The organism is uncultured Algibacter sp. (genome assembly GCF_947487575.1).
GTDB lineage: Bacteria > Bacteroidota > Bacteroidia > Flavobacteriales > Flavobacteriaceae > Algibacter_B.
Genome location: NZ_CANKXG010000001.1, coordinates 1 through 26,930 on the forward strand (window position 1 = coordinate 1; position 26,930 = coordinate 26,930).

Here is a 26,930-nt window from a genome sequence, read left to right on the forward strand (position 1 = left end):
CAATCATATGATTGTTCAGTTTTAATTAATAAATTTAATCCTTTAATAATCTGTATCGACTATTTAGGACTAGACAATTTAAACGTTCTACGAAACTGCTTTCAGTTTCTTTAACGTAGTTTTAGTCAGTTTTTCTTCAGCGTAAGCTTTTGTAACGTTTAATTTTTTCTCGTTACTACTAGGTAATTCAAACATCGCATCAGTTAGAATTTCTTCACATAGAGAACGTAATCCTCTTGCTCCTAATTTATATTCAATAGCCTTACCAACAATAAAACCTAAAGCTCCATCTGTAATAGAAAAATCTATTTCATCCATTTCAAACAACTTTTTATATTGTTTGATAATAGCATTTTTAGGTTCTGTTAAAATGGCTCTTAACGTATCTGCATCTAAAGGATCCATATAAGTTAATACTGGTAAACGACCAATAATTTCAGGAATTAAACCGAAATCTTTTAAATCTTTTGGAATGATATATTGAAGTAAATGTTCTTGATCAACAACATCATCAGACATTGAAGCACTATATCCAACAGCCTGCATATTTAAACGCTTAGAAATAACACGCTCAATACCGTCAAAAGCTCCTCCAGCAATAAATAAAATATTTTCAGTATTGACTTCAATGAATTTCTGATCTGGGTGTTTTCTTCCTCCTTTTGGTGGCACGTTAACAACTGTTCCTTCTAAAAGTTTTAGCAATGCTTGCTGAACACCTTCGCCAGAAACATCACGAGTAATAGATGGGTTATCACTTTTACGAGCAATTTTATCAATTTCATCTATAAAAACAATACCCTTCTCTGCTTTTTCTAAGTTGTAATCAGCGGCTTGTAAAAGGCGTGTTAAAATACTTTCAACATCTTCTCCTACATAACCCGCTTCAGTTAAAACTGTAGCATCAACAATAGCCAATGGGACATTTAACATTCTAGCAACTGTTTTTGCCATTAAAGTTTTACCAGTACCAGTTTGTCCAACCATTATGATATTACTCTTTTGAATATCAATATCATCTTTTGATGGCGGCTGTAATAAACGTTTATAATGATTATATACAGCAACAGACATCACTTTTTTTGTAGCACCTTGTCCAATAATATATTCATCAAGAAATGCTTTAATTTGTTGAGGTTTACGCAGTTTTAATTCTGCAGATAAATCACTGCTGTCACTTTGTTTAGACTCTTCTATTACAATACCATGAGCCTGCTCTATACATCTATCGCAGATGTGAGCATCTAACCCTGCTATTAACAAGTTTGTCTCAGGTTTTTTACGACCACAAAACGAACACTCTAATTCTTCCTTTGCCATTAATCTTAATTTATTTTCGGAATGAATTATTATAAATCACTCTATAACTATTCTTTAAAATTACAAATTATTTATTTGCGAGCCAAAATCTCGTCAATCATACCATATTCTTTAGCCTTATCAGATTTCATCCAATAGTCTCTATCACTATCTTCATACACTTTGTCGTAATCCTGTCCTGAATGCTTACTAATTATTCTATAAAGTTCTTCTTTGAGGATTAAAATTTCTCTAGCTGTAATCTCAATATCACTAGCTTGTCCTTGAGCACCTCCTAATGGTTGATGAATCATAACTCGAGAATGTGTCAAGCCACTACGCTTACCTTTTTGTCCTGCACATAATAATACAGCACCCATTGATGCCGCCATTCCTGTACAAATTGTAGCTACATCTGGTTTAATAAATTGCATGGTATCATAAATACCTAACCCAGCATAAACACTTCCTCCAGGTGAATTAATGTAAATTTGAATATCCTTATTAGCATCTGTACTTTCTAAAAACAAAAGCTGAGCTTGAACAATATTTGCCACTTGATCATTAATTCCTGTACCTAAGAAAATAATTCTATCCATCATTAAACGCGAAAACACATCAAAAACAGCAATATTCATTTGACGTTCTTCTATAATGTTAGGCGTTAAGTTAGTTGGATACATACTACTAATAATTTTATTGTAGTAGGTACTACTTATCCCTTGATCTTTTATCGCGAATTTTTCAAATTCTTTTGCGTAATCCATAATGTTTTCTGGTATTTCTTTTAATTAAACTCCTGATTTACATCAATATGAGTTTATATACATTAATTTAACAATTGCTTTTGAATAAAAAAGCGCTTAAACCATATGATTTAAGCGCCTAAATATAAGCAATTATTCTTTACTTATTTATCACCATAAACTTCTTTAACAAAGTTTTCGTAACTTAACTCTTTAACTTTAAGATTTGCTTTTTCTTTATAAACATTAAGTAATTTTTGACTTACTAATTGTTCAGAAATACGACGCGCTTCATCTTGATTTCCTAATACACGAGCTGCAATATCATCAAGTTCTTTATCAGAAGGATTCATTTGACCAAATTGAGCCATCTGTCCTTTAATCATTTCTCTAGCATGATTTTTAATATCGTCCATAGTCACTTGCACATTATTTTCTTCAATTAATTTACCTTCAATTAACTGATAACGTAAGCTTTTTTCAGACTTTTCATATTCTTCCTTAGCCTGCACCTCATCCATTTCTTTTTCTCCAGCAGTTTGCATCCATTTTGTTAAGAATTCAGCAGGTAAATCAAACTTTGTATTTTCAACTAAATGCTCAGTGACATCGTTTAACAACTTTTGGTCTGCTTGTTGAACAAATTGCTTTTCGGCATCTTCTTTTATTTTAGTTCTCAACTCTGTTACAGACGTTACAGCTTCTGGTCCAAAAACTTTATCAAATAATTCTTGGTCTAAATCTGCTAACTCACGACTATTAATTTCAGAAATTGTAAAATTAACTTCAATATTTAATCCATGAACATCATCATGGCTTAATTTTAAAGCATGCATTAAATCATGCTCGTCATCAAAAAGACCTTTAGTTTTTAAAGTAATTACATCATCAACCTTGGCACCAACAAATTGTTTTGCAGTAGACTTTCCTTTAAATTTATCTAAAGTAAGCGTTACTTTATTATCAATTTCTTTTTCTTCGTTTGTATAAGTACCTGTAATTTCGCTATCCTTTTCAACAGTATCTTGAGATACTAATTTCCCGTATTGTTTTTGAATACGTTCAACTTGCTCATCAATCATTTTATCATCAGCAATAATATTATATTGTGTGATAGCCTTTTTACTTTTTAATTCAACATTAAATTCAGGCGCAAGACCTAATTCAAATTCAAAAGAAAATTTATCAGCTTCCCAGTCAATTTCATCTTGAGTTTTAGGTAATGGTTGCCCCAAAACATCCAACTTTTCTTCAGTTAAATACTTATTTAAAGCGTCTTGTAAAAGTTTGTTAACCTCATCAACTAAAACAGCTTTTCCGTATTGCTTTTTTACCATTCCCATTGGCACATGACCTTTTCTAAAACCTGGAATGTTTGCTGTTTTACGGTAATCTGTTAAGATTTTTTCAACTTTATCGCTATAATCTTCTTTAGCGATATCTACTTTTACTACAGCATTTAATGCATCAACGTTTTCTCTTGTAATATTCATTCTAAATGATATAAAGCCCTAAATCAGGCATTTAACAATAAAGGTTTCTTTTAAAAACCCTAAATTTTTTGGTACTAAAATTGGGATGCAAAAATAATATATTTTTACATCCTAACAAAGTTTTTAATTGCTTGATTTTGAACCTACTTTTTATCCTTTTTCAGGAAGGACTGTAGAAGCGATTGTAGCATGGATAATAAGATGCTAAATAGGATGGCCCACCAAATACTAGCAACAGAAAACCCATCAATAAATTTATTTGCTAAAAGAATAATTAACCCATTAATTACTAATAAAAATAAGCCTAAAGTTAGGATTGTTACTGGTAGAGTTAAAATAACTAAAATAGGTTTTACTAATAGGTTTAGAATAGATAATACTAATGCTACAATTAATGCCGTTACATAATTATCTACACTAACACCTGTTAAAATGTTTGCTAAAGCAAATACAGCTACGGCATTTAATAATAATCTTAATAATAGATTCATTGTTTTATATTTTGATTATGAATTTACAAAATTAATTACAGCTTCATAAAAATCTTTAGGGTTTTCAGCATGCAACCAGTGTCCAGCGTTAGAAATAGTAACAATTTCGGCTTTTGGAAAATGATTTGATATAATATTTTCATCACCAACTCCTATATATTCAGATCTATCGCCACGTAAAAACAAAGTATCTTTTTCAAACCTAGCATAGCTAGGCAAGGATTCTCCAACTTCACCAACTTCATTTTTTAAGACTTCTAAATTTATTCGTAAGCCTAACTGTCCTTTTTCAACCCAATATAAATTTTTGAGTAAAAACATACGTATTCCAATTTCAGACACATAATTACTTAACTCTTTATCGGCTTCACCTCTACTTTTAATAACACTAAAATCTAAAGAACTCAATCCACCTAATATCGCATCATGATGGACTGGGTAAAACCTAGGAGAAATATCAGCAACAATTAATTTTGAAACCAGCCCTGGATATTCAGTAGCCACTAACATAGCTGTTTTACCTCCCATAGAATGACCTAATAATACAATATCAGATAAATTATGTTCATCACAATAATGCTTTAAATCTTTAGCAAGTACTTCATAGTTAAACTCATCGTCATGAAAACTCCGTCCATGATTACGCTGGTCTACTAAATGCACTTGAAACCCCTGTTCACTAAACTGGTTACCTAAGGTTTTCCAGTTATCGCTCATCCCTAAAAAACCATGTAAAATTACCAATGGTTTTCCTTCTCCTAATATATTAGCATGTAAAAGCATTATTTTAGTTTATGTAAATACATTTGAATAACATTCTCGACACCCAAATATAAACTTTCGGCAATTAAAGCATGCCCTATAGACACCTCTAACAAATCTGGAATATTATCTTTAAAAAACTTAATATTATCAAGAGACAAGTCATGCCCTGCATTAATCCCTAGTCCTAAATTATTTGCTAATTGTGCGCTTTCTGCATAAGGTTTAATGGCATCAATATTTCCTAAGCCGTACTGATGTGCAAATGCTTCGGTATACAACTCTATTCTATCGGCTCCAGTTTCTTTAGCACCTTCAATTTGTTTTAAAACTGGGTCTACAAAAATAGATGTTCTAATGTTGTTTTTATTAAACTCAGCAATTACATCAACCAAAAAATGTTTATTTTTAATGGTATCCCAACCCGCATTACTCGTTATAGCATCAACACCATCTGGAACTAATGTAACTTGTGTTGGCTTTACTTCTAAAACTAAATTCACAAATGATTCAATAGGATTTCCCTCAATATTATACTCGGTATAAACTTCTGGTTTTAAATCGTGTGCATCTTGGTAACGTATATGTCTTTCGTCTGGTCTTGGATGAATGGTAACACCCTCTGCACCATAGCGCTGAACATCTTTTGCAAATTGAACAACATTAGGCACATCACCACCTCTTGAATTTCTTAAGGTTGCAATCTTATTAATATTAACACTAAGCTTTGTCATAAATCTATTTTAAAGTATAATTAGTTTATGATTTTTAACATTGGCTAAAAAATCCTTCTTTTAAATTTATCTTTTTCTTAATAAATAACTAGGCTAAGAAGTTTAAAAAAGATTTAATCTAAATTCAAAAGCTAAAATTTTAGCTTCAAAGCAAAAACCCTAAACTAATTATGCAAAAATACAAAGTAGAACATGCATTGATACTATTTTTTTGATTAATTTGCAGTTCTATTTACGCATACCATGAGACTTTCAGAACTAATAATAAACGACATAAAACCGTTAAACAACACGAGTAAAATAAGTGATTTACAACAACTTTTTAATCAACTTACTTTTTCTCATATACCTGTTAAAAATGAAAGTGGAGCCCACTTAGGGTGTTTCTCAGAAACCGACGCCCATTGTTTTGATAGCGACAAATTGGTTAGTGACTATTTATTTTCGTTAGAAGATTTTTATGTTAGAAACAACACACTTTGGTTGGATATTTTAGAAGCATTTGCTGTAAATTCAACCAATATTATGCCTGTTTTAAATACCCAAAACGAGTATTTAGGCTATTATGAACTTAACGATGTTATTAGTTTATTTAGCGAATCTCCTTTTTTTACTGAAGCTGGCGGTATTTTAGTAGTTGAAAAAGGAATAAATGATTATTCGTTTAGCGAAATTAGCCAGATTGTAGAATCTAACGATGGTAAACTTCTGGGAGCATTCATATCTAAAATGAATACAGATTTAGTCCAAGTTACCTTAAAAATTGGAAACATTGGTCTTAACGAAATTATTCAAACCTTCCGCAGATATAGCTATAATATTGTATCCGGTCATGAAGACGATGGTTATATTGAAAGCTTAAAAGAGCGTTCAGATTATTTAAAGAAATATTTAAACATGTAAATCTAATTCATGAACCATCCATAGCTAAAAGTTAGTTATGAAAACAATTATATGGATGCACCATGTGATCCATAAAAAACAATAAAAATAAACACATGAAAGTTGCCATTTTTGGACGATATTATAATGTTACAACCCCAACATCTGTTGAAACACTTTTCAATTATCTTGAAAATCAAGGAATAGAAGCACATATTGAAACCGAGTTCTATAGCCTTATAGACCGCGAATCGCATAGCATAAAAGACTTCAAGAATTACAAAACGTTTACAGAACTCGATACAGATTTCGATTTTTTGGTTAGCATAGGTGGTGACGGTACTATATTAAGAGCCACCATGTTTGTAAAAGATTTAGGCATTCCTATAATAGGTATAAATACAGGTAGACTTGGTTTTTTAGCAACCATTCAAGTTAATGCCATTGAAAAAGCTATACAAGATATTATAGATGGAAATTATAGAATCTCAGAACGTAGCCTTTTATCTGTCGAAACATCCTCAGGAAACAAAGATATCAAAGCCATGAATTTCGCCCTCAACGAAATTTCAGTTAGCAGAAAAAACACTACTGCTATGATAACAATAGACACTTATTTAGACGACGAATTTCTAAATTCCTATTGGAGCGATGGTCTTATAGTGTCTACTCCTACAGGCTCAACTGGCTATTCACTAAGTTGTGGCGGCCCAGTAATAACACCCGGATCCAGCAGCTTTGTACTAACACCCATTGCGCCGCATAATCTAAGCGCTCGCCCACTAGTAATTCCAGACTCAACCGAAATACACCTTAGAGTAAACGGCAGAGAAAAAACACATTTAATATCATTAGACTCTAGAATAGCCACTTTAGATAATGGCACACTTATTAAAATCAAAAAGGCCAATTTTAAAATTAAAATGATAGACCTTTTAAACGAAAGTTTTTTAGATACACTAAGAAAAAAGCTTCTTTGGGGAGAAGACAAAAGAAACAAATAATTTTTTGGGCGTTACCCTAAACGGGTCGGGCTTTCCGTTGCAAGTCCTCGCACCTCCTACGTCGGGCTGTGGGCTTTTCACTGCAATCCCTAACGCAGTATAATCCGTAATCTCCAATTTTAATTTATCACCTATTTCCTTCTTAACATCACCTACATTCACCACAATAAATTTATGTTTCCGTACCTTTTCAAAACAAATTTCAACAATATTTTAATAGAATTTCTGTTTTAAACCCATACAATTAAGCTCAAATTACATTTGACAAATCTTAGTTTATTATATTTGCAAACTTTTGAATATTTATGAGGCATTTAACCATATTGATATTAAGCATTTTAAGCATCCAATTAAGCGATGCTCAAATCAACGAAATTGGCATTTTTGTTGGAGGCAGTAATTTTATTGGAGATGTAGGTGCAACCGATTATATTGCACCAAACCAATTAGCCATTGGTGGTATTTATAAATGGAACAGAAGTAAAAGACACTCTTACCGAGCCACTTTAATATTTAGCGAACTAGAAGGTATCGATATCAATTCAGACGATCCAAGGCGTATTCAAAGAGGTTATGAATTCTCAAGTAAAATCACCGAACTTTCAGTAGGTATGGAGTTTACCTTTTTCGATTTCAATCTTCATTCAGGTAAAAAACTAGGCACACCATATTTATATTCAGGAATTACCCTAGCTTACCATGATAATCATTATTTTGAAAATGGTATACAAACACCAGAAAACACCTCAAGTTGGGCATATGGCATTCCAATGGCTTTAGGTTTTAAAACCAATTTCCTAGAAAACTTTATATTAGGCGTTGAAATTGGCGCACGATATGCATTTTCAGACGAACTAGACGGAAGTGTTCCGGATGGAAATCAACGACAACAATTTCGAATTGGAAATATAAATAATAATGACTGGTATGTGTTTTCAGGATTAACACTTACCTATACCTTTGGAGAAAACCCTTGTTATTGCGTAGATTAAAATGGATTTAAAAAACAGCGTACTTAAAAAAGTATTACCAAAGCACATTGCTATTATAATGGATGGAAATGGGCGTTGGGCAAAACAAAAAGGTATGCTTCGTGCTTTTGGTCATGAAAACGGCACAAAATCTGTAAAACAAACGGTTGAAGCTTGTGCAGAATTAGGTGTAGAGAATTTAACACTTTACGCATTTTCAACCGAAAACTGGAATAGACCAAAACTTGAAGTTCAAACATTAATGAAACTTTTGGTGTCTTCACTAAAAAAAGAAATCAAAACACTTCAAGAAAATAATATAAAGCTTTCAGCAATTGGGTCATTAAATACCTTACCAAAAAAAGTTTATAAAGAACTTTTTGAAGTAATTGAAAGTACCGCACAAAATACCAGAATGACTTTAACACTAGCACTTAGCTATGGTTCAAGAGAGGAAATCTTAAACACTGTTAAAGAAATTAGTATTAAAGTTAAAAATAATATAATTTCGGCCGAAAATATTGATGAATCAATTATAAATGAGCATCTTTACACGCAAAATTTACCAGATGTAGATTTGCTTATCAGAACAAGCGGTGAGCAGCGCATCAGTAATTTTTTGTTGTGGCAAATTGCTTATGCTGAATTATACTTTACAAGTGTATTATGGCCAGATTTCACCAAGCAACATTTGTATGAGGCTATTATTGAATATCAAAAAAGAGAACGACGATTTGGGAAAACAAGTGAACAACTTAGCTAAAAAAATACCAACATATACATATTTAAAGTACTGTTTAACTATATTATTTTTTATTAGTTACTTAAATATAAGTGCACAAAATTCAAATTATAAAGAAGGTGCAAAATATACCCTAGCTGAAATTTCGGTTGCTGGAAACACAACGTTTAGCGAACAAACAATCATTACATATTCTGGTTTAAGAAAAGGTAAAGTAATAACCATTCCTGGTGAGGATATAGGTAATGCTATAAAAAAACTTTGGAACTCTAAATTGTTTAGCGATATTGAAGTTTACGTTACCAAAATAGAAGACGACGTAGCATATCTACAAATAAAGTTAGCCGATTTACCACAACTTAATGAAATTAAAATTAATGGAGTAAAAAAGGGAAAGAAAGAAAGCATTATAAAAGAAAATAAATTAAAAAAAGGCACCAAGGTAACTGAAAATTTAATTACCAATACCAAAAACTTCCTTACCAAAAAGTATAAAAAAGACGGATACCTTAATACTAAGATTCATATTAATACTATTGAAGTAAAAGACACTATTAAAACTGCCAGAGTAAACATGGTACTTAATATAGATAAAGGCGAAAAAGTAAAAATTAAAAACATAACCTTTAATGGAAATGATGTGCTAAGTGACAAAAAGCTTAGAAAAAGCATGAAAGGCACTAGAAAAATTAATCGCATAAGAATTTTAAAACGTTCAAAGTTTATAGACTCTACTTATCGAGCAGATTTAGGGGAGATTATTAATACTTATAAAGAAAATGGGTATAGAGATGCCAGAATTTTATCTGATAGTATAATCTATAATAATGATAAAACCATATCACTTAAAATTGATATTATTGAAGGAGAACCTTATACTTTTGGTAATATATCATTTATTGGAAACACGGTTTATACAGATAATCAATTAAACAGGTTATTGCGCATTAGAAAAGGAGATACATATAATGGTATTTTATTACAAGAACGAATTGCAGACAATTCTAAACCCGATGCTCAAGATATTACAAATCAATACCAAAATAATGGCTATTTATTTTCTAGCATTAACCCTGTAGAGGTAAGTGCTGTTGATAATGTTATTGATATTGAGGTTAGAATATCAGAAGGAAAGCCTGCCTATTTTAACTCGGTTTCTGTAGTTGGTAATGATAAAACTAATGATCATGTTATATATAGAGAACTTCGTACGCGACCGGGTCAGCTTTACAGTAAAGCAAATGTAGTACGTACAGTTAGAGAACTTGGACAATTAGGTTTCTTTGATGCCCAAGAAATATCACCAAACTTTAACAACCCTAACCCTGTTGAAGGGACTATTGATATGGAGTATTCTGTTAAAGAAACTGGATCAAGCCAAATTGAGTTACAAGGTGGTTATGGAGGTGGTGGTTTTATAGGAACATTAGGATTATCATTTAATAACTTTTCAATAAAAGACATCTTTAAAAAGGACGCATACAAACCAATTCCTATGGGAGATGGTCAAAAACTTTCGTTACGTTTACAAGCTAGTCGTTTTTATCAAACCTATAGTTTCTCATTTTCAGAACCTTGGATGGGTGGTAAACGTCCAGTTCAATTTTCTACATCCTTATCACATACTAAACAGTTTTTATTTGACAGAAATACTGGAAATGCCGATAAAAGTAGAAGTTTTAATATTACAGGAATTACATTTGGCTTAGCAAAACGATTATCTGTTCCAGACGATTATTTTACATTGTCTCAAGCCATAAGTTACCAACGTTACGACTTAAATAATTATAACACAGGTTTGTTTACTTTTGGAGATGGTTTTTCAAACAACTTATCATACACCGTTGGTTTAACTAGGAACAATACTAGCGTAGATCCAATTTTCCCAACTGGTGGGTCTAATTTTGGAATTACAGCAAAATTCTCGTTTCCTTACTCTTTGTTTAATGATGTAGATTATAAGGCTATAAGAGAAACAAGCGACGAACTTAGCGCGATTCCTCTACAATTAAGAACACAAGATGAAAGAGATAGACTAGAAGAAGCAGACCAAGAACGATTTAGTTGGTTAGAATTTTACAAAGTGAAGTTCTCTGGTGAATGGTATACACAAATAACCAAAAATTTAGTTTTAAGGCCCAAAATTGAATTTGGATTTTTAGGCGCCTATAATAATGACAGAGGCGTTATACCATTTGAGCGTTTTTATTTAGGAGGTGATGGCTTAGGTAATTTTTCACTAGATGGTAGAGAGGTTATTCAACTTCGTGGCTATCCAAATCAATCGCTAACTCATCTTGACGAATCTATCGGTAGAGCGTCACAAGATGGTTCAAGTATTTACAATAAATTTTCTTTAGAATTACGTTATCCAATAACTTTAAAAGCATCAGCAAAAATTTACGCACTTGGCTTTATAGAAGGCGGTGTATCTGCAAATACTTTTAGAGATTTTGACCCTTTCAACCTTAAGCGATCTGCTGGCTTAGGTATTCGTATTTTTATGCCAGCGTTTGGTTTATTAGGTATTGATTTTGGACATGGTTTTGATGCTTTACCTGGGCAAACAGTAAAACATGGATGGGAAACACATTTCATAATTGGGCAACAGTTTTAAGATAAAAAATACTTTGGCACGATATTTTCTAATAACACATTGATGATTTGCAAGAGAATTGAAATTTTTAAGATTAAAATTCGTTAATTTTGAAGATACAATTTAAAAAGGCAGAAAAATCATCTGTCATTTTAGAATTTATAAGCCATAAATTACAAAATATTAAAACAGATGAAAAATAACGTTCTTTTTTTACTGACATTAGTTTCTATGCTAAGCTTTTATTCACACGCACAACGTGGCGTAAGAATTGCTTATATAGATACAGAGTATATTTTAGAGAATGTGCCAGAATATCAAGAAGCTATCGCGCAATTAGAAGATAAAGCTCAAAAGTGGAAAAATGAGATTCAATCTAAATTAAAAGCTGTAGAACAAAAAAGAAATGATTTAAGCAATGAAAAAGCACTTTTAACAAAAGAGCTTATTGATGAGCGCGAGGAGGATATCACTTTTGAAGAAAATGAAATATTAGATTACCAGCAAAAACGTTTTGGACCAAATGGCGATTTATTTATCCAGAAGAAACAATTAATGCAGCCAATTCAGGATCAAATTTTTGCCGCAGTTCAAGATATGGCTGAAAGTAGAAAGTATGATTTTATTTTGGATAAATCATCGGATGCTGTGATGTTGTTTTCAGCAAAACGATTTGATGTTAGCGATCAAGTTTTAAGAAGCATAACAAGAACTTCTAAACGAAAGCAAGCTAGCACAAAAGCAGAACGTAAAGAGGCAGAACAAGAAGAATTAGTACCTGAAATAAATGAAGACTTAGAAGCTAGAGAAAAAGCATTAGAAGAAAAGAAAGCGGCTAGAGAAAGTGCAGTTGAAAAACGTAGAGCAGAAATTTTAGCAGCAAGAGAAGCAAAAAAACAGGAAGCAGAAGCAAGACGCCAAAAAGTATTAGAGGAAAGAGAAAAAGCAAAACAGGCTAAGTTAGATGCAAGAAATAAAACAACTAAAGTCGTTGAGGAAGCAGAAGAAACAAATAAACCAAATCAAGCAACTGATTCTGGTGCAGGTGAAACAAAAACAAAAGCTCAACTTGTTGAAGAAAACAGACAAAAGAAATTAGCAGAAAGAGCGGCAAGAAAAAAAGCCCTAGACGATAGAAAAAAGAAAATATTAGAAGAACGCCAAAAGGCAAAAGACAGTATAAACAATAACAATTAATAATTTATAACACACTTAATACTATTTAAAATGAAACAAATTAAAACTCTTTTATTAGCAATCACACTATGTTTTGCAACTGTAAGTTTTACACAAGCACAAAGTAAAGTTGCGCATATAAACACACAGGAATTGATTGCAGCAATGCCAGCAGCCAAAACTGCTCAAGCAGAAATTGAAGCCTTAGGTAAAACATACCAAACAGATATTCAAGCTTCAATCACAGAATATCAAAATACAGTTAAGCAATATGAAGCTGAAGCTTCTACAAAAACAGATGAAGAAAACCAAAAAAGAGGTTTAGAACTTCAAGAAAAGCAACAACGCATTCAACAATTTAGAGCAGATGCTCAAAAAGATTTAGCAAACAAAGAAGCTGAATTGTTTAAGCCTATTCAAGAAGCTGCAATGAATGCTATTAACGAAGTAGCTAAAGCAAAAGGTTACGAATATGTAATTGACAGAGCATCATTAATTGTTGCTAACGGTACAGATATTCTTGCTGATGTAAAGAAGCAATTAGGCATCTAATTGAAAAAAGACTCTACAACACTTACGTTGTAGTTTCAATTGAAATTGTCATTCCCGAGAAATCGGGAAACTAAAATTAAAATATATTTTAAAGCTGTCTTCTATAAAGGCAGCTTTTTTATTTTTGTACAACAATGACGAATAAACAACCTATTGGCATTTTTGATTCTGGTGTTGGCGGTACCTCTATTTGGAAAGAGATAAACACACTACTACCTAATGAACAAACTATTTATTTAGCTGATAGTGCTAATGCACCTTACGGACCAAAAGGTAAAAATGCAATAATTGATTTATGCGTAAAAAACACTGAGTACTTACTTAAAGAAAACTGTAAACTTATTGTTGTGGCATGCAATACCGCTACAACAAATGCTATTGATTATTTACGATCAAATTACACCGTTCCGTTTATAGGCATAGAACCTGCAATAAAACCAGCAGCGTTGCAAACAAAAACAAATGCTATTGGTATTTTAGCAACTAAGGGGACTTTAACTAGTGAATTGTTTTCAAAAACTTCAAATCTTTTTACCAATAACATTAAAGTTATTGAACAAATTGGCAATGGCATTGTAGAACTTATTGAAAATGGTAAGCTACAATCTGATGAGATGAAATCACTTTTAAGAGTTTACTTAGACCCCATGATTAAAGCCAATATCGATTATTTGGTTTTAGGCTGTACGCATTACCCGTATTTAATTCCTATGCTTTTAGAGTTACTTCCTAAACATGTTAAAATTATAGATTCTGGTGAAGCCGTTGCACGACAAACTAAAGCTGTTTTAGAGCGCTATGATATGCTAAATACCTTATCTATTAAAGCTAAACCTCAATTTTATACTAACGGAGCTATTGAAGTTATAACATCGCTATTAGGGGAAAATTTTGATGTTGATTATTTGGATTTTTAATGGTATATAATGCAAAACTTTGAACAAATAATTCTTTTATTAATTTCTGGTCAAGGTATGATATTAAGTATCGCCTTACTTTCATTCCTATTTAAAAAAAAATATTCAACCTTTTTTTTGGGACTTATCACTACGGTGGTTACATTAGAAATTTTAAATATTTGGGGAATGAGAGTTTCCTATCATAGTCTCAAAACTGCTTTTCCTTATTGGTTGTTTGGTTCATATTTAATTATTCCACCAGCCTTATGGTTGTTTGTCAAATCGAATACACAACCAATATTTCATCCTAAACCAAAGAGTTTTATTCTTTTTGTTCCTGCATTGGTTGAAATTACAATAGAATTTTTGTCCTTTTATTTTTATAAGTTATTAGCAGTAAATTTCCATTTAACAGAAAATCAATTTTGGTTTACGTTTACTGAAATATTACCTGTTATTTCAATGGTAATGGTTCTTGTCTTTTTCGCAAAAGAACTAAATAAATTAAAGATAAAACAGAAGCAGCTTCCAAAGACAAAAAATAATTCATTTTATTTTTTTAAACTATACACCTTTTTCGTGTTTTTTTCATTGTTAACATTATTCTGGTTGCTAGCAACTTTATTTAATTTTAAAGTTTACTATATTATTGAAATTGGTTTAATAACATTTCTATTTCTTCTTGGTTATATAGGTATTTTTCAACCCTCATTTTTTGATGTTCCAAAAGTTTTAACAGTAGATACTCTAAGTCAAAAATTCTCTCATTTTGATGACAAAAAGGAGTTGAAAAGATTAAAAGCACTTTTTGAAGATGAAAAGATTTTTACCAAACAGAAATTAGCCTTAAAAGATGTCGCAATACAACTTAATCTTCCTGAACGATATGTTTCAAGACTTATTAATCTACATCTTAACTCTTCTTTTATTACTTATGTAAATTCTTTTAGGGTTACATACGCCTTAAAGCAAATTAAAAACCCAAGTGAGAGAAATAAAACACTACTAGGTATAGCAATGGACTCTGGATTTAATTCTAAATCATCATTCAATAAGGTGTTCAAATCCATGACAGGAAAAAAACCTTCAGATTTTCTCAGTTCATAAATTATGTCCTAAAATATGATTCTGGACGTCCAACTTCTGTTTTAAAAGCGATTAACAATCAAAATTGCACTTGATTTGATGATTATTTTAAAACATTAATCATGAAAAATATACTTATAATTATAGTTGGTTTTTTGATTTATCAAAACGGATTCACACAAATAAAAAGAAATCCAACCAAACAGACTAATCTTACAATTGAAATAAATAAGAACATCGAGTTATTAGGCTTGGTTTATTTTATACTATTTGAAGGACAAGATCTTGAAACCAAAACCTTAAAAGTTGAAGGTAAAACTTTACTTAAAAAAGAATGGCACAACTATGGTTTTACGATTTACCAACAATACAAGTCTAGTGTCTCAAGTGAAAACTTAGGAAAATCTTTATCAGTTGCCAGTCATTTAAGAATTGAATATATATCTGCTTTTCTCCTTCAAACCGAAAGTGTCCCACAGGCTAAGTTTTCTGACTCAATAAATAAAAAATACTATTTAGATTTTTCAAAAGAAAAAAATATTGGAGAGGCAAAAAAGAATGCCGAAATATTTTTGAACGGACTAAATGCTTTTTCTAAAGAAATAGATTTTGACAACTATTTGACTAACTCAAAAAAATATTATAACAAAGTAATTGAAGAGGTCCAAAATGGGCTTCCAAATACTAGGTTCATCAAAGTTATGGAATCTTTTTATAAGAAGAAGTTTGACAATTATATACTAATCCCTAGTTTAACCATTCCTAAAGGAATGGGATTTGCTTTTTGGAATACCAATAGCGCCGAGAAAAAAATATTTAGTGTGTTTGGAGCCTTAGATATTCAAGAATTTGAAAATTCTAAAAATTTGAAGATGGGTTTTTTAAACCAACAAAAATTAAGAGAATTGACCGTTCATGAATTTGGTCATTCTTTTGTAAATCCAACTATAGATAAATTACCAGCCAATCTACTCATACGTACAGAACATCTATTCATACCCATAAAGTCTGCAATGATAGAACAGGATTACATCAATTGGAAATTATGCATTGATGAACATTTTGTTAGAGCAGGAGAGATTATTATTGCAGATAAAGTTGAAGGAAAAAGCGGGGCTAATGAATTACTTTTAGAGTACCAAAAAAATAGACAATTCAAATATCTTCCAGAAATACTAATTGAGTTGAGAAAATATGATAAAGTAAAAAACCAATCTTATTATGAAACAGTAAAAAAAATAATGAAACAATTAGCAGAACTATAATTAAATACGTTTCACAACAAAGTATAAACCTTATTGCTGGCTTTTAGCTTACTTGCGAAAGTCCTCGCAGACTTTCTATTCAGTAATAATTCACTTACTTTTAGCTTAAAAAAACGCAACAAACCATATACAAACACGTTAAACGAACCACTCCAAAAAACAAACCAACTTTCGATTTAAAAATATATTCCGGCAAGTTAGGCCAGAGATTGAAGCGGCATACTTTTACTTTTCTTGTAAATTGTCTAGAACCTTCAAAATAAGTTATAAATTTAATTAATGGATTCCTGCCTTCGCAGGAATGACAAAAAGTAAAAGATATAACGGAAATCTAGACCTCCCGATAGCTATCGGGAGTGTTTACGCCCAAATATTATTCCTTAAACCAACCTGAGTATTTGATATAAGCTTCGGAAATACGGTTTATTTCGCCCGAAACGAGCTCTTTACTGATCTCTTTTACTTTTTTAGCGGGTACGCCTGCATAAATACTCCCAGACTCAATAATAGTGTTTTGTGTAACCACAGCACCTGCAGCGATAATACTATTGCTGTTTACCACACAACCATCCATAATGATACTTCCCATACCCACCAAAACATTGTCGTGAATGGTACACCCATGCACCAAGGCATTGTGGCCAACGGATACGTTATTACCAATGGTTGTGCCTGCTTTTTGATATGTGCCATGAATAACAGCACCATCTTGTATATTGACCTTATTACCCATTTTGATAAAGTTTACATCACCACGAACTACGGCACTAAACCATACGCTGCATTGGCTTCCCATGGTTACCTCGCCTACTACAGTTGCGTTTTCGGCAATGAAACAATTTTTTGGTATTACTGGTGTGTTTCCTCTAACTGGTTTTATTACTGGCATAATTTTGTTATTTGAAATAAGATAGTAATTGAGATTTTTTTGACGCTGAAACCATAACTTGTTTTCCATTACTTAGCATTACGCTTCCGCCCTTTCCTTTTATGTATTTAACGACTTCGTTTACATTAACTAGATAGGATTTATGTACCCGGGCGAAACCAGAATTAACTAGAGCTTCTTCAAAATACTTGAGTGTTTTGCTTACTACTTTCTTTTTACTGTTGTTTAAATAAATTTCTGTGTAATTATCATCAGCTTTGCAATACAAAATATCTGTGGTATTTAGTATTGCAAATCCGTCTAGTTGCGGAATGGTAATTTTACCTTCTATATTATTTGTTTTTGGAACTAGTATTTGATCTTGAAGTGCATCTTCTTTTGTTTTTATTTCGGTGACGTAATCTACAGCTTTAATAAGTTCGTCAATTGAAATAGGTTTCATTAAATAGTAACTTGCATGTGCATTTAATGCATCTATAGCATAATGATTATAGGCAGTTACAAAAATGGTTTCAAAATTTATATCACCCACTTTGTCTAATAAATCGAAGGCATTGCCATAAGGCATTTCTACATCTAGAAACACTAAATCTAAATTGTTATTTCTAATTAAAACTAGGGCTTCTTCAACATTAGCCGCCTCGCCCAAAACAGTTACGTTTGGGCAGTACTTTTTGAGATAGTTTTTTAGAATTTCTCTACTAGTTTCTTCATCTTCAACTATTATTGAGGTTAACTTCATGTTTTTTAATCCTTTTTAAGCGTTACAACTACTTTGGTTCCTGCATCTTCTTCGTCTTGAAAATCGTCAATAAACACATCTACTTTATCTTTATACATATCGTTTAAAATAGATACACGTTTTTTAATATTACCCATACCTTTTGAGTTTTGTTTTTGCTGATTTTCGGTTTTTAAGGCTTTTGATTTTTTTCTTCCTATACCATCATCTGTAATGGTTATTTTTATTTCTTCTGGCTTGGTTTGACTAATAGTTATTTCTAATTTTCCTTTTGTTTTTTTATACCGCAATCCGTGCCATACAGCATTTTCAATATAAGGTTGTAATAGCATTGGTGGAATTACAAAGTCTTCTACTTTTATATTTTTATCGACATTTATGTTGTAATCAAATTTATCTTGAAATCTAAAATGTTCTAATTGGGTATAAAGTTCAATAAGCTTAATTTCCTTTTCTAACGGAATAAAATCTTCTTCGCTATTTTCTAAAACAGCGCGCATTAACAATGAGAAATCGGTGAGATATTTATTAGCTGTACGCTCGTCATTTGATGCTATAAAGCTATTGACTGAGTTTAATGCATTAAAAATAAAATGCGGATTCATTTGACTTCTTAAGCTTTTTAAGGCTAATAAATTATTAGCTAAGCGTTGTTGCTTGATGTATTTAAACATTAAAAAGGCGCCAATAAGCAATAAGATTAATCCGCCAATTAATGAGTAGATAATTAGTTTTTGGCGTTTTGCTTGCTCTTCAGATAATTGATATTTACTCTCAGAAAGTGCTCTATCACTTTCTAAACTCAATATCCTATTTTGTTTGCTAACAATATCTTTACTAAACCTTGCTGCCTGAGATATTTCTTGTTCTTTTTTAGAATACAATTTATCAACCAAATCTACATAATCTTGATAGGCTAATAAGGCTTTATTAAATTGCCCTGCATCTCTATAAACTTCCGACAATCTTCGGGTTGCATCTTTCTGAACAATTAAATCGGCCTTACCACCAGCCTCATCAATACTCTTTTGCAAATATTCAATGGCATTTCCGTAATCTCTTTGTGAGGCATAGGCGTTACCTATTTTATAATTTTGTTTTTGTTGTGTTAAAGGGCTTTCATTATCTATATCGTCAGCATCACTTTCAATTTCGTTAATAGTGTTTAAAGCTTCTTTTCGTAATTCAATTTCATCAGAAAAATTATTGACTTTATTTTGAAAATCGGCAACCTTTATTTGTTCTTCAACAGCTCTTTTTTTGTTTTCACTATTCGCCAACTTCATGGACTTATTAAAAAAGCCTTGAGCCTTTTGTGTTTCTCCTTTTGCAGTATATACCTGTGCAATTTTAGAGTTTAAGTCGGTGATTTTTGGTGTTATTAAATGCTTTTGCGCCACTTTCAATCCATCTTTATAAGCATTAACAGATAGATTATATGATTTGGTTAAAAGATAAACATCACCTAAGCCCTCGTATAAATCGGTTAATTGCCAATTGGTTAATTCGCTTTTAATAATAGCATTATATATCTGTAAACTTTCTTGGTAATTTCTATTCTGTTTATAGGCTTTTGCAAGTTTTAATGAAACAGTATTTGTTTTAGCATTTTGCAAACTAATTCTATAATTTGATACTGCTAAATCGTATTGTTTCCAATACATATAAATGTCGCCTAAAACGTCATAAGCTTCGCCATTTTCTTTGGTAGAATTACTTTCTGATAGGGCATCGGCAATAAATTGAATACTTTTCTTCGCATCTTTTTTTAGATATGTTTCCGCGGAATCAATTAATGGCTTAAATAATTCTTTCTTAGTTCTTGATACGGATTTAAATTTAGATATTTTTGATTTATCCTCATCGCTAGGTTGCACTTCTACCTTAATACGTTCACTACTTTGAATAATATAAAATACGGTTTCAAAATCCTTGTGTCTTATGGTTAATTCATCGCCTTTCCTTGCTTCAATCCTAAATTCGCCAAAAACATCAGTAGCTGTATAACCGCCCCAATTAACCTCAATATTTACATCTTTTATTGGTTTTTGCGTATCGCTTTCAACCACCAAGCCACGTACCGTAAATTTTGGTTCACTATTATTTTGAGCGTATAAATACATCCCACTCAAAGAGAGGAACATCACGCATATATATTTAATAACCGATTGCATTCTATATTTTAAGTAGATAAACTTACGCACTTTACTTGGTTTATTAAAATGATGGTTTTACAAAAAAACTATTTTTTTATACTAATAAGAAGCCTTTAATAACTTATAAGGTTTGTTTACTCATTAAAATAAGCACTTTACTCATTCTACTTTTTTTATGAAATAAGTCGAACATAGTTTTACAGTATTAATCAAAATAGTCCAAAATGGGTATTTCAAAAACATTCACATTAATCTAAAAACAAAAAAATCATGAAAACGTATTTTAAAACAACTTTACTAAGTTTTGCTTTAATGGGATTTTTATCCTGCAACGCAAAAAATAAAAAACAATCCATTGTACTTAATGACACTAAAATAGAACATCACGAACCTAATAAACAATTCATTAAAGTTGCTTTATTATTAGACACTAGTAATAGTATGGATGGGTTAATAGATCAAGCCAAAGCACAACTTTGGGACATTGTAAACGAATTATCGTATGCAAAATGCGGTACAAATAAGCCAAATTTGCAAATTGCTTTATATGAATATGGCAATGATAGATTAAATGGAAGTGAAGGTTATATCAGGCAAGTTTTAGCCTTTAGTGAAGATTTAGATGATATCTCTAAAGAGCTTTTTTCGCTAACCACAAATGGAGGCGAGGAATATTGCGGGCAAGTTATTCAAACGGCATTAAACCAATTAAAATGGGGTAAAAATCCCGATGATTTAAAACTAATTTTTATTGCTGGTAATGAACCTTTTAATCAAGGTAAAGTGAATTATAAGAATGCATCTTCAAATGCTAATGAAAAAGATGTTACAGTAAACACCATTTTTTGTGGTGATTATAATCAAGGTATTTCTAGTCATTGGAAAGATGGTGCTCAATTAACACATGGTGACTATATGGCCATTAATCAAAACAGAGCAACAGTTCATATTGCTTCCCCTTATGATGATGCCATTTTAATTTTAAATAATAAATTGAATAAAACCTATATAGCTTACGGCTCGAGAGGAAGTCAAAAGATGGCTTTACAAGCAGAACAAGATATGAATGCAAGTGGCTATAGTAAAACCAATGCAGTAAAAAGAACAGTTAGTAAAAGTTCTCATTTTTATAAAAACAAAAATTGGGATTTGGTGGATGCTGCTAAATTGGATGAGATTATTATTGAAAGTATTTCAGATGATGAACTACCAAAAGAGCTAAAGGGCAAAACCAAAACCGAAATTAAAAGTTATGTTGCTAAAAAGAGTAAAGAACGTCAAGCTGTTCAGAATGAAATTAATACTTTGAACGCTAAACGTAAAGCTTATATTTTAAAACATAATAAAGAAAACACTAATGGTTTAGAAAACGCTATGACAAATGCTATAAAAGAACAAGCTAAAAAGAAAAAATACACATGGAAATAGGGTTCAGTTAGATTTATTTAAAAAACAAAATCCCGCCTTATACAGCGGGATTTTACTTTAATTATGTTGCAAAAATATAAATCTAATTAACTGCAGGACAATTACAAGCATATTTTTCTCTTCTACAACCAAAATTATATCCAAGAGTTAACTGATGATAAGCACCAGTTGTAAAAACAATTGGATTTGTTTGATAAGTATACGTGTAACCAAACATAAAATCATTATAATTAACACCTAAAATTCCTGTTATTTGATTCAGTTTTTGGCTATTTACAGTAGTTCCGTTTAAATACTGAGCGCCATCCAAACTTAGCCTGTAAGATACTCCTCCCCAGAATTTACCAAAATCCATTTGCTTATACGCTTTACCATTTAAATCAAAACTAGATTCTTTAGTTAAATCTCTATATTGAAACATTACTGATGGTTCGAAACTCCATTCACTACCAAATTTGCTAAACACGTTTCCTACTGACACTAAATAGCGCCTTAAGTTACTCGTAATTTCAATATCCTTATTAATACCAGAATTATTCAAAACATTTTTTACAGTGGCATGCGCATAGAAATCAAGATAATGATACGAGAATCCTAAATCTACATTAAAATTAGTTTCGTTTTGCACAATGCCGTCAATTGCATTATCAAGAATTGGTGAGCCGTCTAAAAACGTAGTTTCATCCAATTGATATTGAATAAACCCAGCACTCAAACCAAACGATAACATATTTAAATCTGCTTCACTTCTAGAAAACATAAGATGATGAGCATAAGTTAGATATCCCCCCTTTTGAGAATGATATCCATTTTTATCAGCATACAAAATCCCTCCAACCGCAGATTGCGAATCTCCAATTCTACCATTCACACTCAGCGTTAAAAGTTTTGGTGCATCTTCATGACCAAACCATTGCTGTCTTGCTGTTAATCTAACTTTAGAACAGTTAGCAATACCAGCCATAGATGGATGAATTAAATAATAATTATCGGTTAAATAATCTGTATATATTGGCAACCCTTCTTGGGATGAAGCCATGTTTGAAAACATAACTATTATAGCCACTAAAATGATATTTTTTAATTTCATAAACTTTTATTCCCAAGTAGGTTTGGTTTAATACAAACGCCTTGATTCTTAAAAAATTACACGCAAAAAAGATAAAGGTAACCCTTACCTGTAATGACCTAGTTTAACAGGCAACAAAAATCAAATATATGGATAACTAAAGTTTTCTTTTAGTATTTTTGTGAAAAATTAGCTAAAATGAACACTTTCAAGGTTTCCGTGCAGGAAACATCCAATAACTCTATAGTAAAATTTGAGGTCAATCAATTTATCACAAAACACCAAAGTTTTGAGTTTAATAACATAGATGAAGCTAAAAATTCTCCATTAGCTCAACAATTATTTTATTTACCCTTTGTTAAAAAAGTATACATCTCTGGTAATTTTATTGCTGTTGAAAGGTATGATATAGTAGAGTGGAATGATGTACAAGATGAAGTTTCTGAACAAATTGAAGCCTATTTGAATGACGGCGGTATTGTAGTTGAAGAAACTGCCACGCCTAAAAAAGTGGCTATTACCGTTTATGCAGAAAGTACACCCAACCCATCTGTAATGAAATTTGTCGCTAACAAAAAACTAGTTGCTGCTCTTTTTGAATTTACTTCCATTGATGAGGCTAAACTTTCACCTTTAGCTACTGAATTGTTTCATTTTCCGTTTGTAAAAAGTGTCTTTCTTGATGAAAACTATGTGTCAATTACAAAATATGACATTACGGAATGGCAACATATAACTATCCAACTTCGAGAATTTATTAAGGATTACATTGAAAAAGGGAAAGAAGTTGTTTTACCAGAAGCTATAGAAACATTAGAAAAATCTTCTAAACAACAAGATAGTCATTTTGAAGCTTTAGATGATATTTCAAAAGAAATTGTTAACATCCTAGAAGAATATGTTAGACCTGCTGTAGCTAGTGATGGCGGTAACATTCAATTTATTTCTTATGATGCTGCTGAGAAAAATGTAAGCGTCCTGCTTCAAGGTGCATGCAGTGGTTGCCCTTCGTCAACATATACCTTAAAAAGCGGCATTGAAAATATGCTTAAGGAAATGTTACCGGGAAAAATTGATACTGTTGAAGCTATAAATGGGTGACTTTTTAATTCCGTGCGTGTCTAAAAATAGTTATCTTATACGAGGTAATTAATTTTAATTAAAAACATAAAATCATGGCAGTATTAAAAGTAATTGAAGTTTTATCAAACTCAGACAAAAGTTGGGAAGATGCAACTAAAAAAGCAGTAAAACACGCATCAAAAAGCGTTAAAAATATACGTTCGGTTTACGTTCAAGACCAAAGTGCTAGTGTAAAAGATGGTGAAGTATCAGACTTTAGAGTAAATTTAAAAATCACTTTTGAAGTAAACTAAGTTTACAATCATTTTAAAATACTAAGCGTTCAGTTTCTGAGCGCTTTTTTTGTGCTTAAAAATCGCTAACTTTGATAAATGAAGTACCTATTACCACTTTCGTTTATGATTCTTATTATAGGCTGTAAAGGTCAGAATTCAGAGTCTATGGAACACCAATATAACAATGCACTTGTAAATGAAACTAGCCCGTATCTATTACAACATGCCCACAATCCAGTAGATTGGAACCCTTGGAATAAAACTACTTTAAAGAAAGCAAAAACCGAGAATAAACTCATATTAATCAGTGTTGGCTATGCAGCTTGCCATTGGTGTCATGTTATGGAACATGAAAGTTTTGAAGACAGCCTTGTAGCGCAAGTAATGAATAAAAATTTCATCAATATTAAAGTTGATAGAGAGGAACGACCCGATGTAGACCAAGTATACATGAATGCCGTTCAACTTATGACAGGTAGCGGCGGATGGCCTTTAAACGTTATAGCTTTACCAGATGGTAGACCAGTTTGGGGTGGCACCTATTTTAAGAAAAACCAATGGATGGACGCTTTAAATCAAATTTCAGAATTATATACTAAAAACCCTGAGAAACTTGAAGAATATGCTACTAAATTAGAAGTGGGTATAAAATCATTAGATGTAGTTAAGTTGAATACTGACGAGCCCGTTTTTGAGAAAGCATTCATTCAGAGTGCCGTAAAAAATTGGTCAAAACAATTTGATAACAACCAAGGTGGCATGAATAGAACACCAAAATTTATGATGCCTAATAACTATCATTTCCTGTTAAGGTATTCACATCAAAATAATGACAGAGAGTTATTAGACTTTGTTAATATAACGCTCAAAAAAATGGCCTTTGGTGGTGTTTTTGACCAAATAGGCGGTGGGTTTTCCAGATATTCAGTTGATGCTAAATGGCATGTACCACACTTTGAAAAAATGCTATATGATAATGGGCAATTAATCAGTTTATATGCTGATGCTTATCTCGTTTCAAAAGATAAATTATATGAGGATATTGTTCATCAAACTCTAAATTATGTCAAACTTAATATGACAACAAATAATGGAGCTTTTTATTCTTCACTTGATGCTGATAGTAATACACTAGAAGGCGAATTAGAAGAAGGTGCTTTTTATGTTTGGTCAAAAGATGAATTAAAATTACTTTTAAAAGATGATTTTGATTTGTTTTCTGATTATTATAATGTAAATAATTATGGGTTTTGGGAGCATAACAACTATGTACTTATTAGAAAAGAGGACGATAATTTCATTATTAAAAAACACAACATTACTGCAAACATTTTAGCTGAAAAGAAAAATGAATGGAAATCAGTCTTAATAAAAGAGCGAGACAAAAGGCCGAAACCAAGATTAGATGATAAAACTTTAACCTCTTGGAATGCATTAATGCTTAAAGGCTATACAGATGCTTATCGCGTTTTTGGAAATGATGATTATATCGCTGCCGCGGAAAAGAATGCAAACTTCATTTTAAATAATCAATTACGAGAAGATGGCGGTTTAAACCATAATTATAAAAATGGAAAAAGTAGTATCAATGGGTATTTAGAAGATTATGCTGCTACAATTGATGCGTTAATTGCGCTCTATGAAAACACCTTAAATGAAAAATGGCTAACCACAGCTAGAGATTTAGCAAACTATACTTTTAATCATTTCTTTGACGAAGGGAGTAATATGTTCTATTTTACTTCAAATGAAGACGCATCCTTGGTATCTAGAAGCATTGAGTATAGGGATAATGTGATACCCGCAAGTAATTCTATAATGGCAAAAAACCTGTTTAAATTATCACATTATTTTGATAATGAACACTTCAGCATAACGGCTATGACAATGTTAAATAACGTAAAACCAGAAATGCAAGAATACCCATCTGGATATTCTAACTGGTTTGATTTAATGCTGAATTATGCGCAACCTTATTATGAAGTAGCTATTGTTGGAAAAGATGCAAAACAGAAAATAGACAAATTAAATAAATTTTATATTCCTAATAAACTTTTAGCTGGAAGTACTTCAGAAAACGATATGCCTTTATTAGAAAGTAGATATAACCCAAACAATACACTTATTTATGTGTGTGTAAATAAAGCTTGTAAGCTTCCTGTTTCAGAAGTAAATGATGCCATTAAATTTTTAAAAAAATGACACTTATAACCATCATATTAATAGCTTTTGTAGCTTTAGAACATTTATACTTTTTATATTTAGAAATGTTTATGTGGACCAAACCAAAAGGAATAAAAGCGTTTGGGTTAAAATCTAAACAATTTGCTGAGGACACAAAAGTACTCGCAGCTAATCAAGGGCTTTATAATGGGTTTTTAGCAGCAGGTCTTATATTTTCTGTCATTCAGAACGAGATGAAATTTGCTATTTTCTTTTTAATTTGTGTGACTATAGCAGGTATTTATGGGTCTTACTCTACAAAGCAAATAAAATTATTTTATGTACAAGCAGTCCCTGCAATCATTACATTAATTTTTTGCTTATTCTAAAATTAATTAATCATTTTCATCTGTAAAATTAAAACCCT

Annotated in this window: 25 protein-coding genes; 15 read left to right on the top strand and 10 right to left on the bottom strand. The window is 31.5% G+C overall.

All coding sequences use genetic code 11. The features are described 5' to 3' along the window. Positions 1–87: 87 nt before the first annotated feature. From clpX to Q0870_RS00030, 6 genes are all read right to left on the bottom strand, one after another. Entirely contained in the window at positions 88–1,320 is a 1,233-nt protein-coding gene (gene clpX, locus Q0870_RS00005) for an ATP-dependent Clp protease ATP-binding subunit ClpX (protein ID WP_298549965.1), read from the bottom strand. Positions 1,321–1,391: 71 nt separating this feature from the next. Further along, the gene (gene clpP, locus Q0870_RS00010) at positions 1,392–2,066 is read right to left on the bottom strand and encodes an ATP-dependent Clp endopeptidase proteolytic subunit ClpP (RefSeq protein ID WP_298549967.1); all 675 of its coding nucleotides are present in this window, start codon (positions 2,064–2,066) and stop codon (positions 1,392–1,394) included. A gap of 143 nt (positions 2,067–2,209) precedes the next feature. Then, the gene (gene tig, locus Q0870_RS00015; protein WP_298549969.1) at positions 2,210–3,538 is read right to left on the bottom strand and encodes a trigger factor; all 1,329 of its coding nucleotides are present in this window, start codon (positions 3,536–3,538) and stop codon (positions 2,210–2,212) included. Between the two features lie 143 nt (positions 3,539–3,681). Beyond that, on the bottom strand, positions 3,682–4,029 hold the full coding sequence (locus tag Q0870_RS00020; RefSeq protein ID WP_298549971.1) for a phage holin family protein: 348 nt from the start codon (positions 4,027–4,029) through the stop codon (positions 3,682–3,684). A 15-nt stretch (positions 4,030–4,044) separates the two neighbouring features. Then, the gene (locus Q0870_RS00025; RefSeq protein ID WP_298549973.1) at positions 4,045–4,812 is read right to left on the bottom strand and encodes an alpha/beta fold hydrolase; all 768 of its coding nucleotides are present in this window, start codon (positions 4,810–4,812) and stop codon (positions 4,045–4,047) included. Beyond that, a complete protein-coding gene (locus Q0870_RS00030; RefSeq protein ID WP_298549975.1) occupies positions 4,812–5,525 on the bottom strand; it encodes a pyridoxine 5'-phosphate synthase in 714 nt (237 codons plus the stop codon). Before Q0870_RS00030 ends, Q0870_RS00025 begins: the two co-directional genes overlap by 1 nt. Positions 5,526–5,768: 243 nt before the next feature. Here Q0870_RS00030 and Q0870_RS00035 point away from each other — a divergent pair, with 243 nt between their 5' ends. From Q0870_RS00035 to Q0870_RS00080, 10 genes are all read left to right on the top strand, one after another. Further along, a complete protein-coding gene (locus Q0870_RS00035; protein ID WP_298549977.1) occupies positions 5,769–6,428 on the top strand; it encodes an acetoin utilization protein acuB in 660 nt (219 codons plus the stop codon). Positions 6,429–6,523: 95 nt separating this feature from the next. Then, positions 6,524–7,411: an NAD kinase gene (locus tag Q0870_RS00040; protein ID WP_298549979.1), complete on the top strand. Its 888-nt coding sequence runs from the start codon at positions 6,524–6,526 to the stop codon at positions 7,409–7,411. A gap of 305 nt (positions 7,412–7,716) precedes the next feature. Beyond that, positions 7,717–8,403, top strand: a complete 687-nt coding sequence (locus tag Q0870_RS00045) for a DUF6089 family protein (RefSeq protein WP_298549980.1) — start codon at positions 7,717–7,719, stop codon at positions 8,401–8,403. Between the two features lies 1 nt (position 8,404). Beyond that, positions 8,405–9,145, top strand: a complete 741-nt coding sequence (locus Q0870_RS00050) for an isoprenyl transferase (RefSeq protein WP_298549981.1) — start codon at positions 8,405–8,407, stop codon at positions 9,143–9,145. Next, positions 9,078–11,741 (top strand): POTRA domain-containing protein, encoded by a 2,664-nt coding sequence (locus Q0870_RS00055; protein WP_298549982.1) that lies wholly within the window; start codon positions 9,078–9,080, stop codon positions 11,739–11,741. The genes Q0870_RS00050 and Q0870_RS00055 overlap by 68 nt, the downstream gene beginning before the upstream one ends. 171 nt (positions 11,742–11,912) lie before the next feature. Then, positions 11,913–12,917, top strand: a complete 1,005-nt coding sequence (locus tag Q0870_RS00060) for an OmpH family outer membrane protein (RefSeq protein ID WP_298549984.1) — start codon at positions 11,913–11,915, stop codon at positions 12,915–12,917. A gap of 30 nt (positions 12,918–12,947) precedes the next feature. Then, on the top strand, positions 12,948–13,448 hold the full coding sequence (locus Q0870_RS00065) for an OmpH family outer membrane protein (RefSeq protein ID WP_298549986.1): 501 nt from the start codon (positions 12,948–12,950) through the stop codon (positions 13,446–13,448). Positions 13,449–13,582: 134 nt separating this feature from the next. After that, positions 13,583–14,365, top strand: coding sequence for a glutamate racemase (gene murI / locus Q0870_RS00070; protein ID WP_298549987.1), 783 nt, complete (start codon positions 13,583–13,585; stop codon positions 14,363–14,365). A 9-nt stretch (positions 14,366–14,374) separates the two neighbouring features. Further along, positions 14,375–15,454 (top strand): helix-turn-helix domain-containing protein, encoded by a 1,080-nt coding sequence (locus tag Q0870_RS00075; RefSeq protein ID WP_298549988.1) that lies wholly within the window; start codon positions 14,375–14,377, stop codon positions 15,452–15,454. 101 nt (positions 15,455–15,555) lie between these two features. After that, positions 15,556–16,698: a DUF4932 domain-containing protein gene (locus Q0870_RS00080; RefSeq protein WP_298549989.1), complete on the top strand. Its 1,143-nt coding sequence runs from the start codon at positions 15,556–15,558 to the stop codon at positions 16,696–16,698. A gap of 373 nt (positions 16,699–17,071) precedes the next feature. Here Q0870_RS00080 and Q0870_RS00085 read toward each other — a convergent pair whose 3' ends face one another. From Q0870_RS00085 to Q0870_RS00095, 3 genes are read right to left on the bottom strand one after another with little or no spacing between them, the layout of a single operon-like run. Further along, entirely contained in the window at positions 17,072–17,587 is a 516-nt protein-coding gene (locus tag Q0870_RS00085) for a gamma carbonic anhydrase family protein (protein ID WP_298549990.1), read from the bottom strand. 7 nt (positions 17,588–17,594) lie between these two features. Further along, positions 17,595–18,329 carry a LytTR family DNA-binding domain-containing protein gene (locus Q0870_RS00090; protein ID WP_298549991.1) on the bottom strand — a complete coding sequence of 245 codons (735 nt, stop codon included), beginning with the start codon at positions 18,327–18,329 and terminating at the stop codon, positions 17,595–17,597. 5 nt (positions 18,330–18,334) lie between these two features. After that, positions 18,335–20,473: a histidine kinase gene (locus Q0870_RS00095; RefSeq protein ID WP_298550605.1), complete on the bottom strand. Its 2,139-nt coding sequence runs from the start codon at positions 20,471–20,473 to the stop codon at positions 18,335–18,337. Between the two features lie 282 nt (positions 20,474–20,755). On the opposite strand from Q0870_RS00095, the gene Q0870_RS00100 reads away from it, so the two are divergent. Continuing rightward, positions 20,756–21,913, top strand: a complete 1,158-nt coding sequence (locus Q0870_RS00100; RefSeq protein ID WP_298549992.1) for a vWA domain-containing protein — start codon at positions 20,756–20,758, stop codon at positions 21,911–21,913. Between the two features lie 82 nt (positions 21,914–21,995). Here Q0870_RS00100 and Q0870_RS00105 read toward each other — a convergent pair whose 3' ends face one another. Continuing rightward, complete coding sequence (locus Q0870_RS00105) at positions 21,996–23,003, bottom strand: type IX secretion system membrane protein PorP/SprF (RefSeq protein ID WP_298549993.1); 1,008 nt, start codon at positions 23,001–23,003, stop codon at positions 21,996–21,998. 177 nt (positions 23,004–23,180) lie between these two features. Here Q0870_RS00105 and Q0870_RS00110 point away from each other — a divergent pair, with 177 nt between their 5' ends. The 4 genes from Q0870_RS00110 (at position 23,181) to Q0870_RS00125 (ending at position 26,892) form a co-directional block, all read left to right on the top strand. Then, entirely contained in the window at positions 23,181–24,083 is a 903-nt protein-coding gene (locus Q0870_RS00110; RefSeq protein WP_298549994.1) for a NifU family protein, read from the top strand. A gap of 74 nt (positions 24,084–24,157) precedes the next feature. Beyond that, a complete protein-coding gene (locus tag Q0870_RS00115) occupies positions 24,158–24,358 on the top strand; it encodes a dodecin family protein (RefSeq protein ID WP_298549996.1) in 201 nt (66 codons plus the stop codon). 78 nt (positions 24,359–24,436) lie between these two features. Next, positions 24,437–26,542: a thioredoxin domain-containing protein gene (locus Q0870_RS00120; protein WP_363317914.1), complete on the top strand. Its 2,106-nt coding sequence runs from the start codon at positions 24,437–24,439 to the stop codon at positions 26,540–26,542. Further along, positions 26,539–26,892, top strand: coding sequence for a DUF1304 domain-containing protein (locus Q0870_RS00125; RefSeq protein WP_298549998.1), 354 nt, complete (start codon positions 26,539–26,541; stop codon positions 26,890–26,892). The genes Q0870_RS00120 and Q0870_RS00125 overlap by 4 nt, the downstream gene beginning before the upstream one ends. Positions 26,893–26,930 lie beyond the last annotated feature (38 nt).

What these genes read in the sequence shown, in the direction of transcription:
- clpP (WP_298549967.1), bottom strand. Translation starts at nt 2,066, where the DNA reads ATGGATTACGCAAAAGAATTTGAAAAATTCGCGATAAAAGATCAAGGG.
- Q0870_RS00085 (WP_298549990.1), bottom strand. Translation starts at nt 17,587, where the DNA reads ATGCCAGTAATAAAACCAGTTAGAGGAAACACACCAGTAATACCAAAA.
- Q0870_RS00020 (WP_298549971.1), bottom strand. Translation starts at nt 4,029, where the DNA reads ATGAATCTATTATTAAGATTATTATTAAATGCCGTAGCTGTATTTGCT.
- Q0870_RS00075 (WP_298549988.1), top strand. Translation starts at nt 14,375, where the DNA reads ATGCAAAACTTTGAACAAATAATTCTTTTATTAATTTCTGGTCAAGGT.
- tig (WP_298549969.1), bottom strand. Translation starts at nt 3,538, where the DNA reads ATGAATATTACAAGAGAAAACGTTGATGCATTAAATGCTGTAGTAAAA.
- clpX (WP_298549965.1), bottom strand. Translation starts at nt 1,320, where the DNA reads ATGGCAAAGGAAGAATTAGAGTGTTCGTTTTGTGGTCGTAAAAAACCT.
- Q0870_RS00035 (WP_298549977.1), top strand. Translation starts at nt 5,769, where the DNA reads ATGAGACTTTCAGAACTAATAATAAACGACATAAAACCGTTAAACAAC.
- murI (WP_298549987.1), top strand. Translation starts at nt 13,583, where the DNA reads ATGACGAATAAACAACCTATTGGCATTTTTGATTCTGGTGTTGGCGGT.
- Q0870_RS00030 (WP_298549975.1), bottom strand. Translation starts at nt 5,525, where the DNA reads ATGACAAAGCTTAGTGTTAATATTAATAAGATTGCAACCTTAAGAAAT.
- Q0870_RS00060 (WP_298549984.1), top strand. Translation starts at nt 11,913, where the DNA reads ATGAAAAATAACGTTCTTTTTTTACTGACATTAGTTTCTATGCTAAGC.
- Q0870_RS00080 (WP_298549989.1), top strand. Translation starts at nt 15,556, where the DNA reads ATGAAAAATATACTTATAATTATAGTTGGTTTTTTGATTTATCAAAAC.
- Q0870_RS00100 (WP_298549992.1), top strand. Translation starts at nt 20,756, where the DNA reads ATGAAAACGTATTTTAAAACAACTTTACTAAGTTTTGCTTTAATGGGA.
- Q0870_RS00110 (WP_298549994.1), top strand. Translation starts at nt 23,181, where the DNA reads ATGAACACTTTCAAGGTTTCCGTGCAGGAAACATCCAATAACTCTATA.
- Q0870_RS00065 (WP_298549986.1), top strand. Translation starts at nt 12,948, where the DNA reads ATGAAACAAATTAAAACTCTTTTATTAGCAATCACACTATGTTTTGCA.
- Q0870_RS00120 (WP_363317914.1), top strand. Translation starts at nt 24,437, where the DNA reads ATGAAGTACCTATTACCACTTTCGTTTATGATTCTTATTATAGGCTGT.
- Q0870_RS00105 (WP_298549993.1), bottom strand. Translation starts at nt 23,003, where the DNA reads ATGAAATTAAAAAATATCATTTTAGTGGCTATAATAGTTATGTTTTCA.
- Q0870_RS00090 (WP_298549991.1), bottom strand. Translation starts at nt 18,329, where the DNA reads ATGAAGTTAACCTCAATAATAGTTGAAGATGAAGAAACTAGTAGAGAA.
- Q0870_RS00040 (WP_298549979.1), top strand. Translation starts at nt 6,524, where the DNA reads ATGAAAGTTGCCATTTTTGGACGATATTATAATGTTACAACCCCAACA.
- Q0870_RS00125 (WP_298549998.1), top strand. Translation starts at nt 26,539, where the DNA reads ATGACACTTATAACCATCATATTAATAGCTTTTGTAGCTTTAGAACAT.
- Q0870_RS00095 (WP_298550605.1), bottom strand. Translation starts at nt 20,473, where the DNA reads ATGTTCCTCTCTTTGAGTGGGATGTATTTATACGCTCAAAATAATAGT.
- Q0870_RS00050 (WP_298549981.1), top strand. Translation starts at nt 8,405, where the DNA reads ATGGATTTAAAAAACAGCGTACTTAAAAAAGTATTACCAAAGCACATT.
- Q0870_RS00025 (WP_298549973.1), bottom strand. Translation starts at nt 4,812, where the DNA reads ATGCTTTTACATGCTAATATATTAGGAGAAGGAAAACCATTGGTAATT.
- Q0870_RS00045 (WP_298549980.1), top strand. Translation starts at nt 7,717, where the DNA reads ATGAGGCATTTAACCATATTGATATTAAGCATTTTAAGCATCCAATTA.
- Q0870_RS00055 (WP_298549982.1), top strand. Translation starts at nt 9,078, where the DNA reads ATGAGGCTATTATTGAATATCAAAAAAGAGAACGACGATTTGGGAAAA.
- Q0870_RS00115 (WP_298549996.1), top strand. Translation starts at nt 24,158, where the DNA reads ATGGCAGTATTAAAAGTAATTGAAGTTTTATCAAACTCAGACAAAAGT.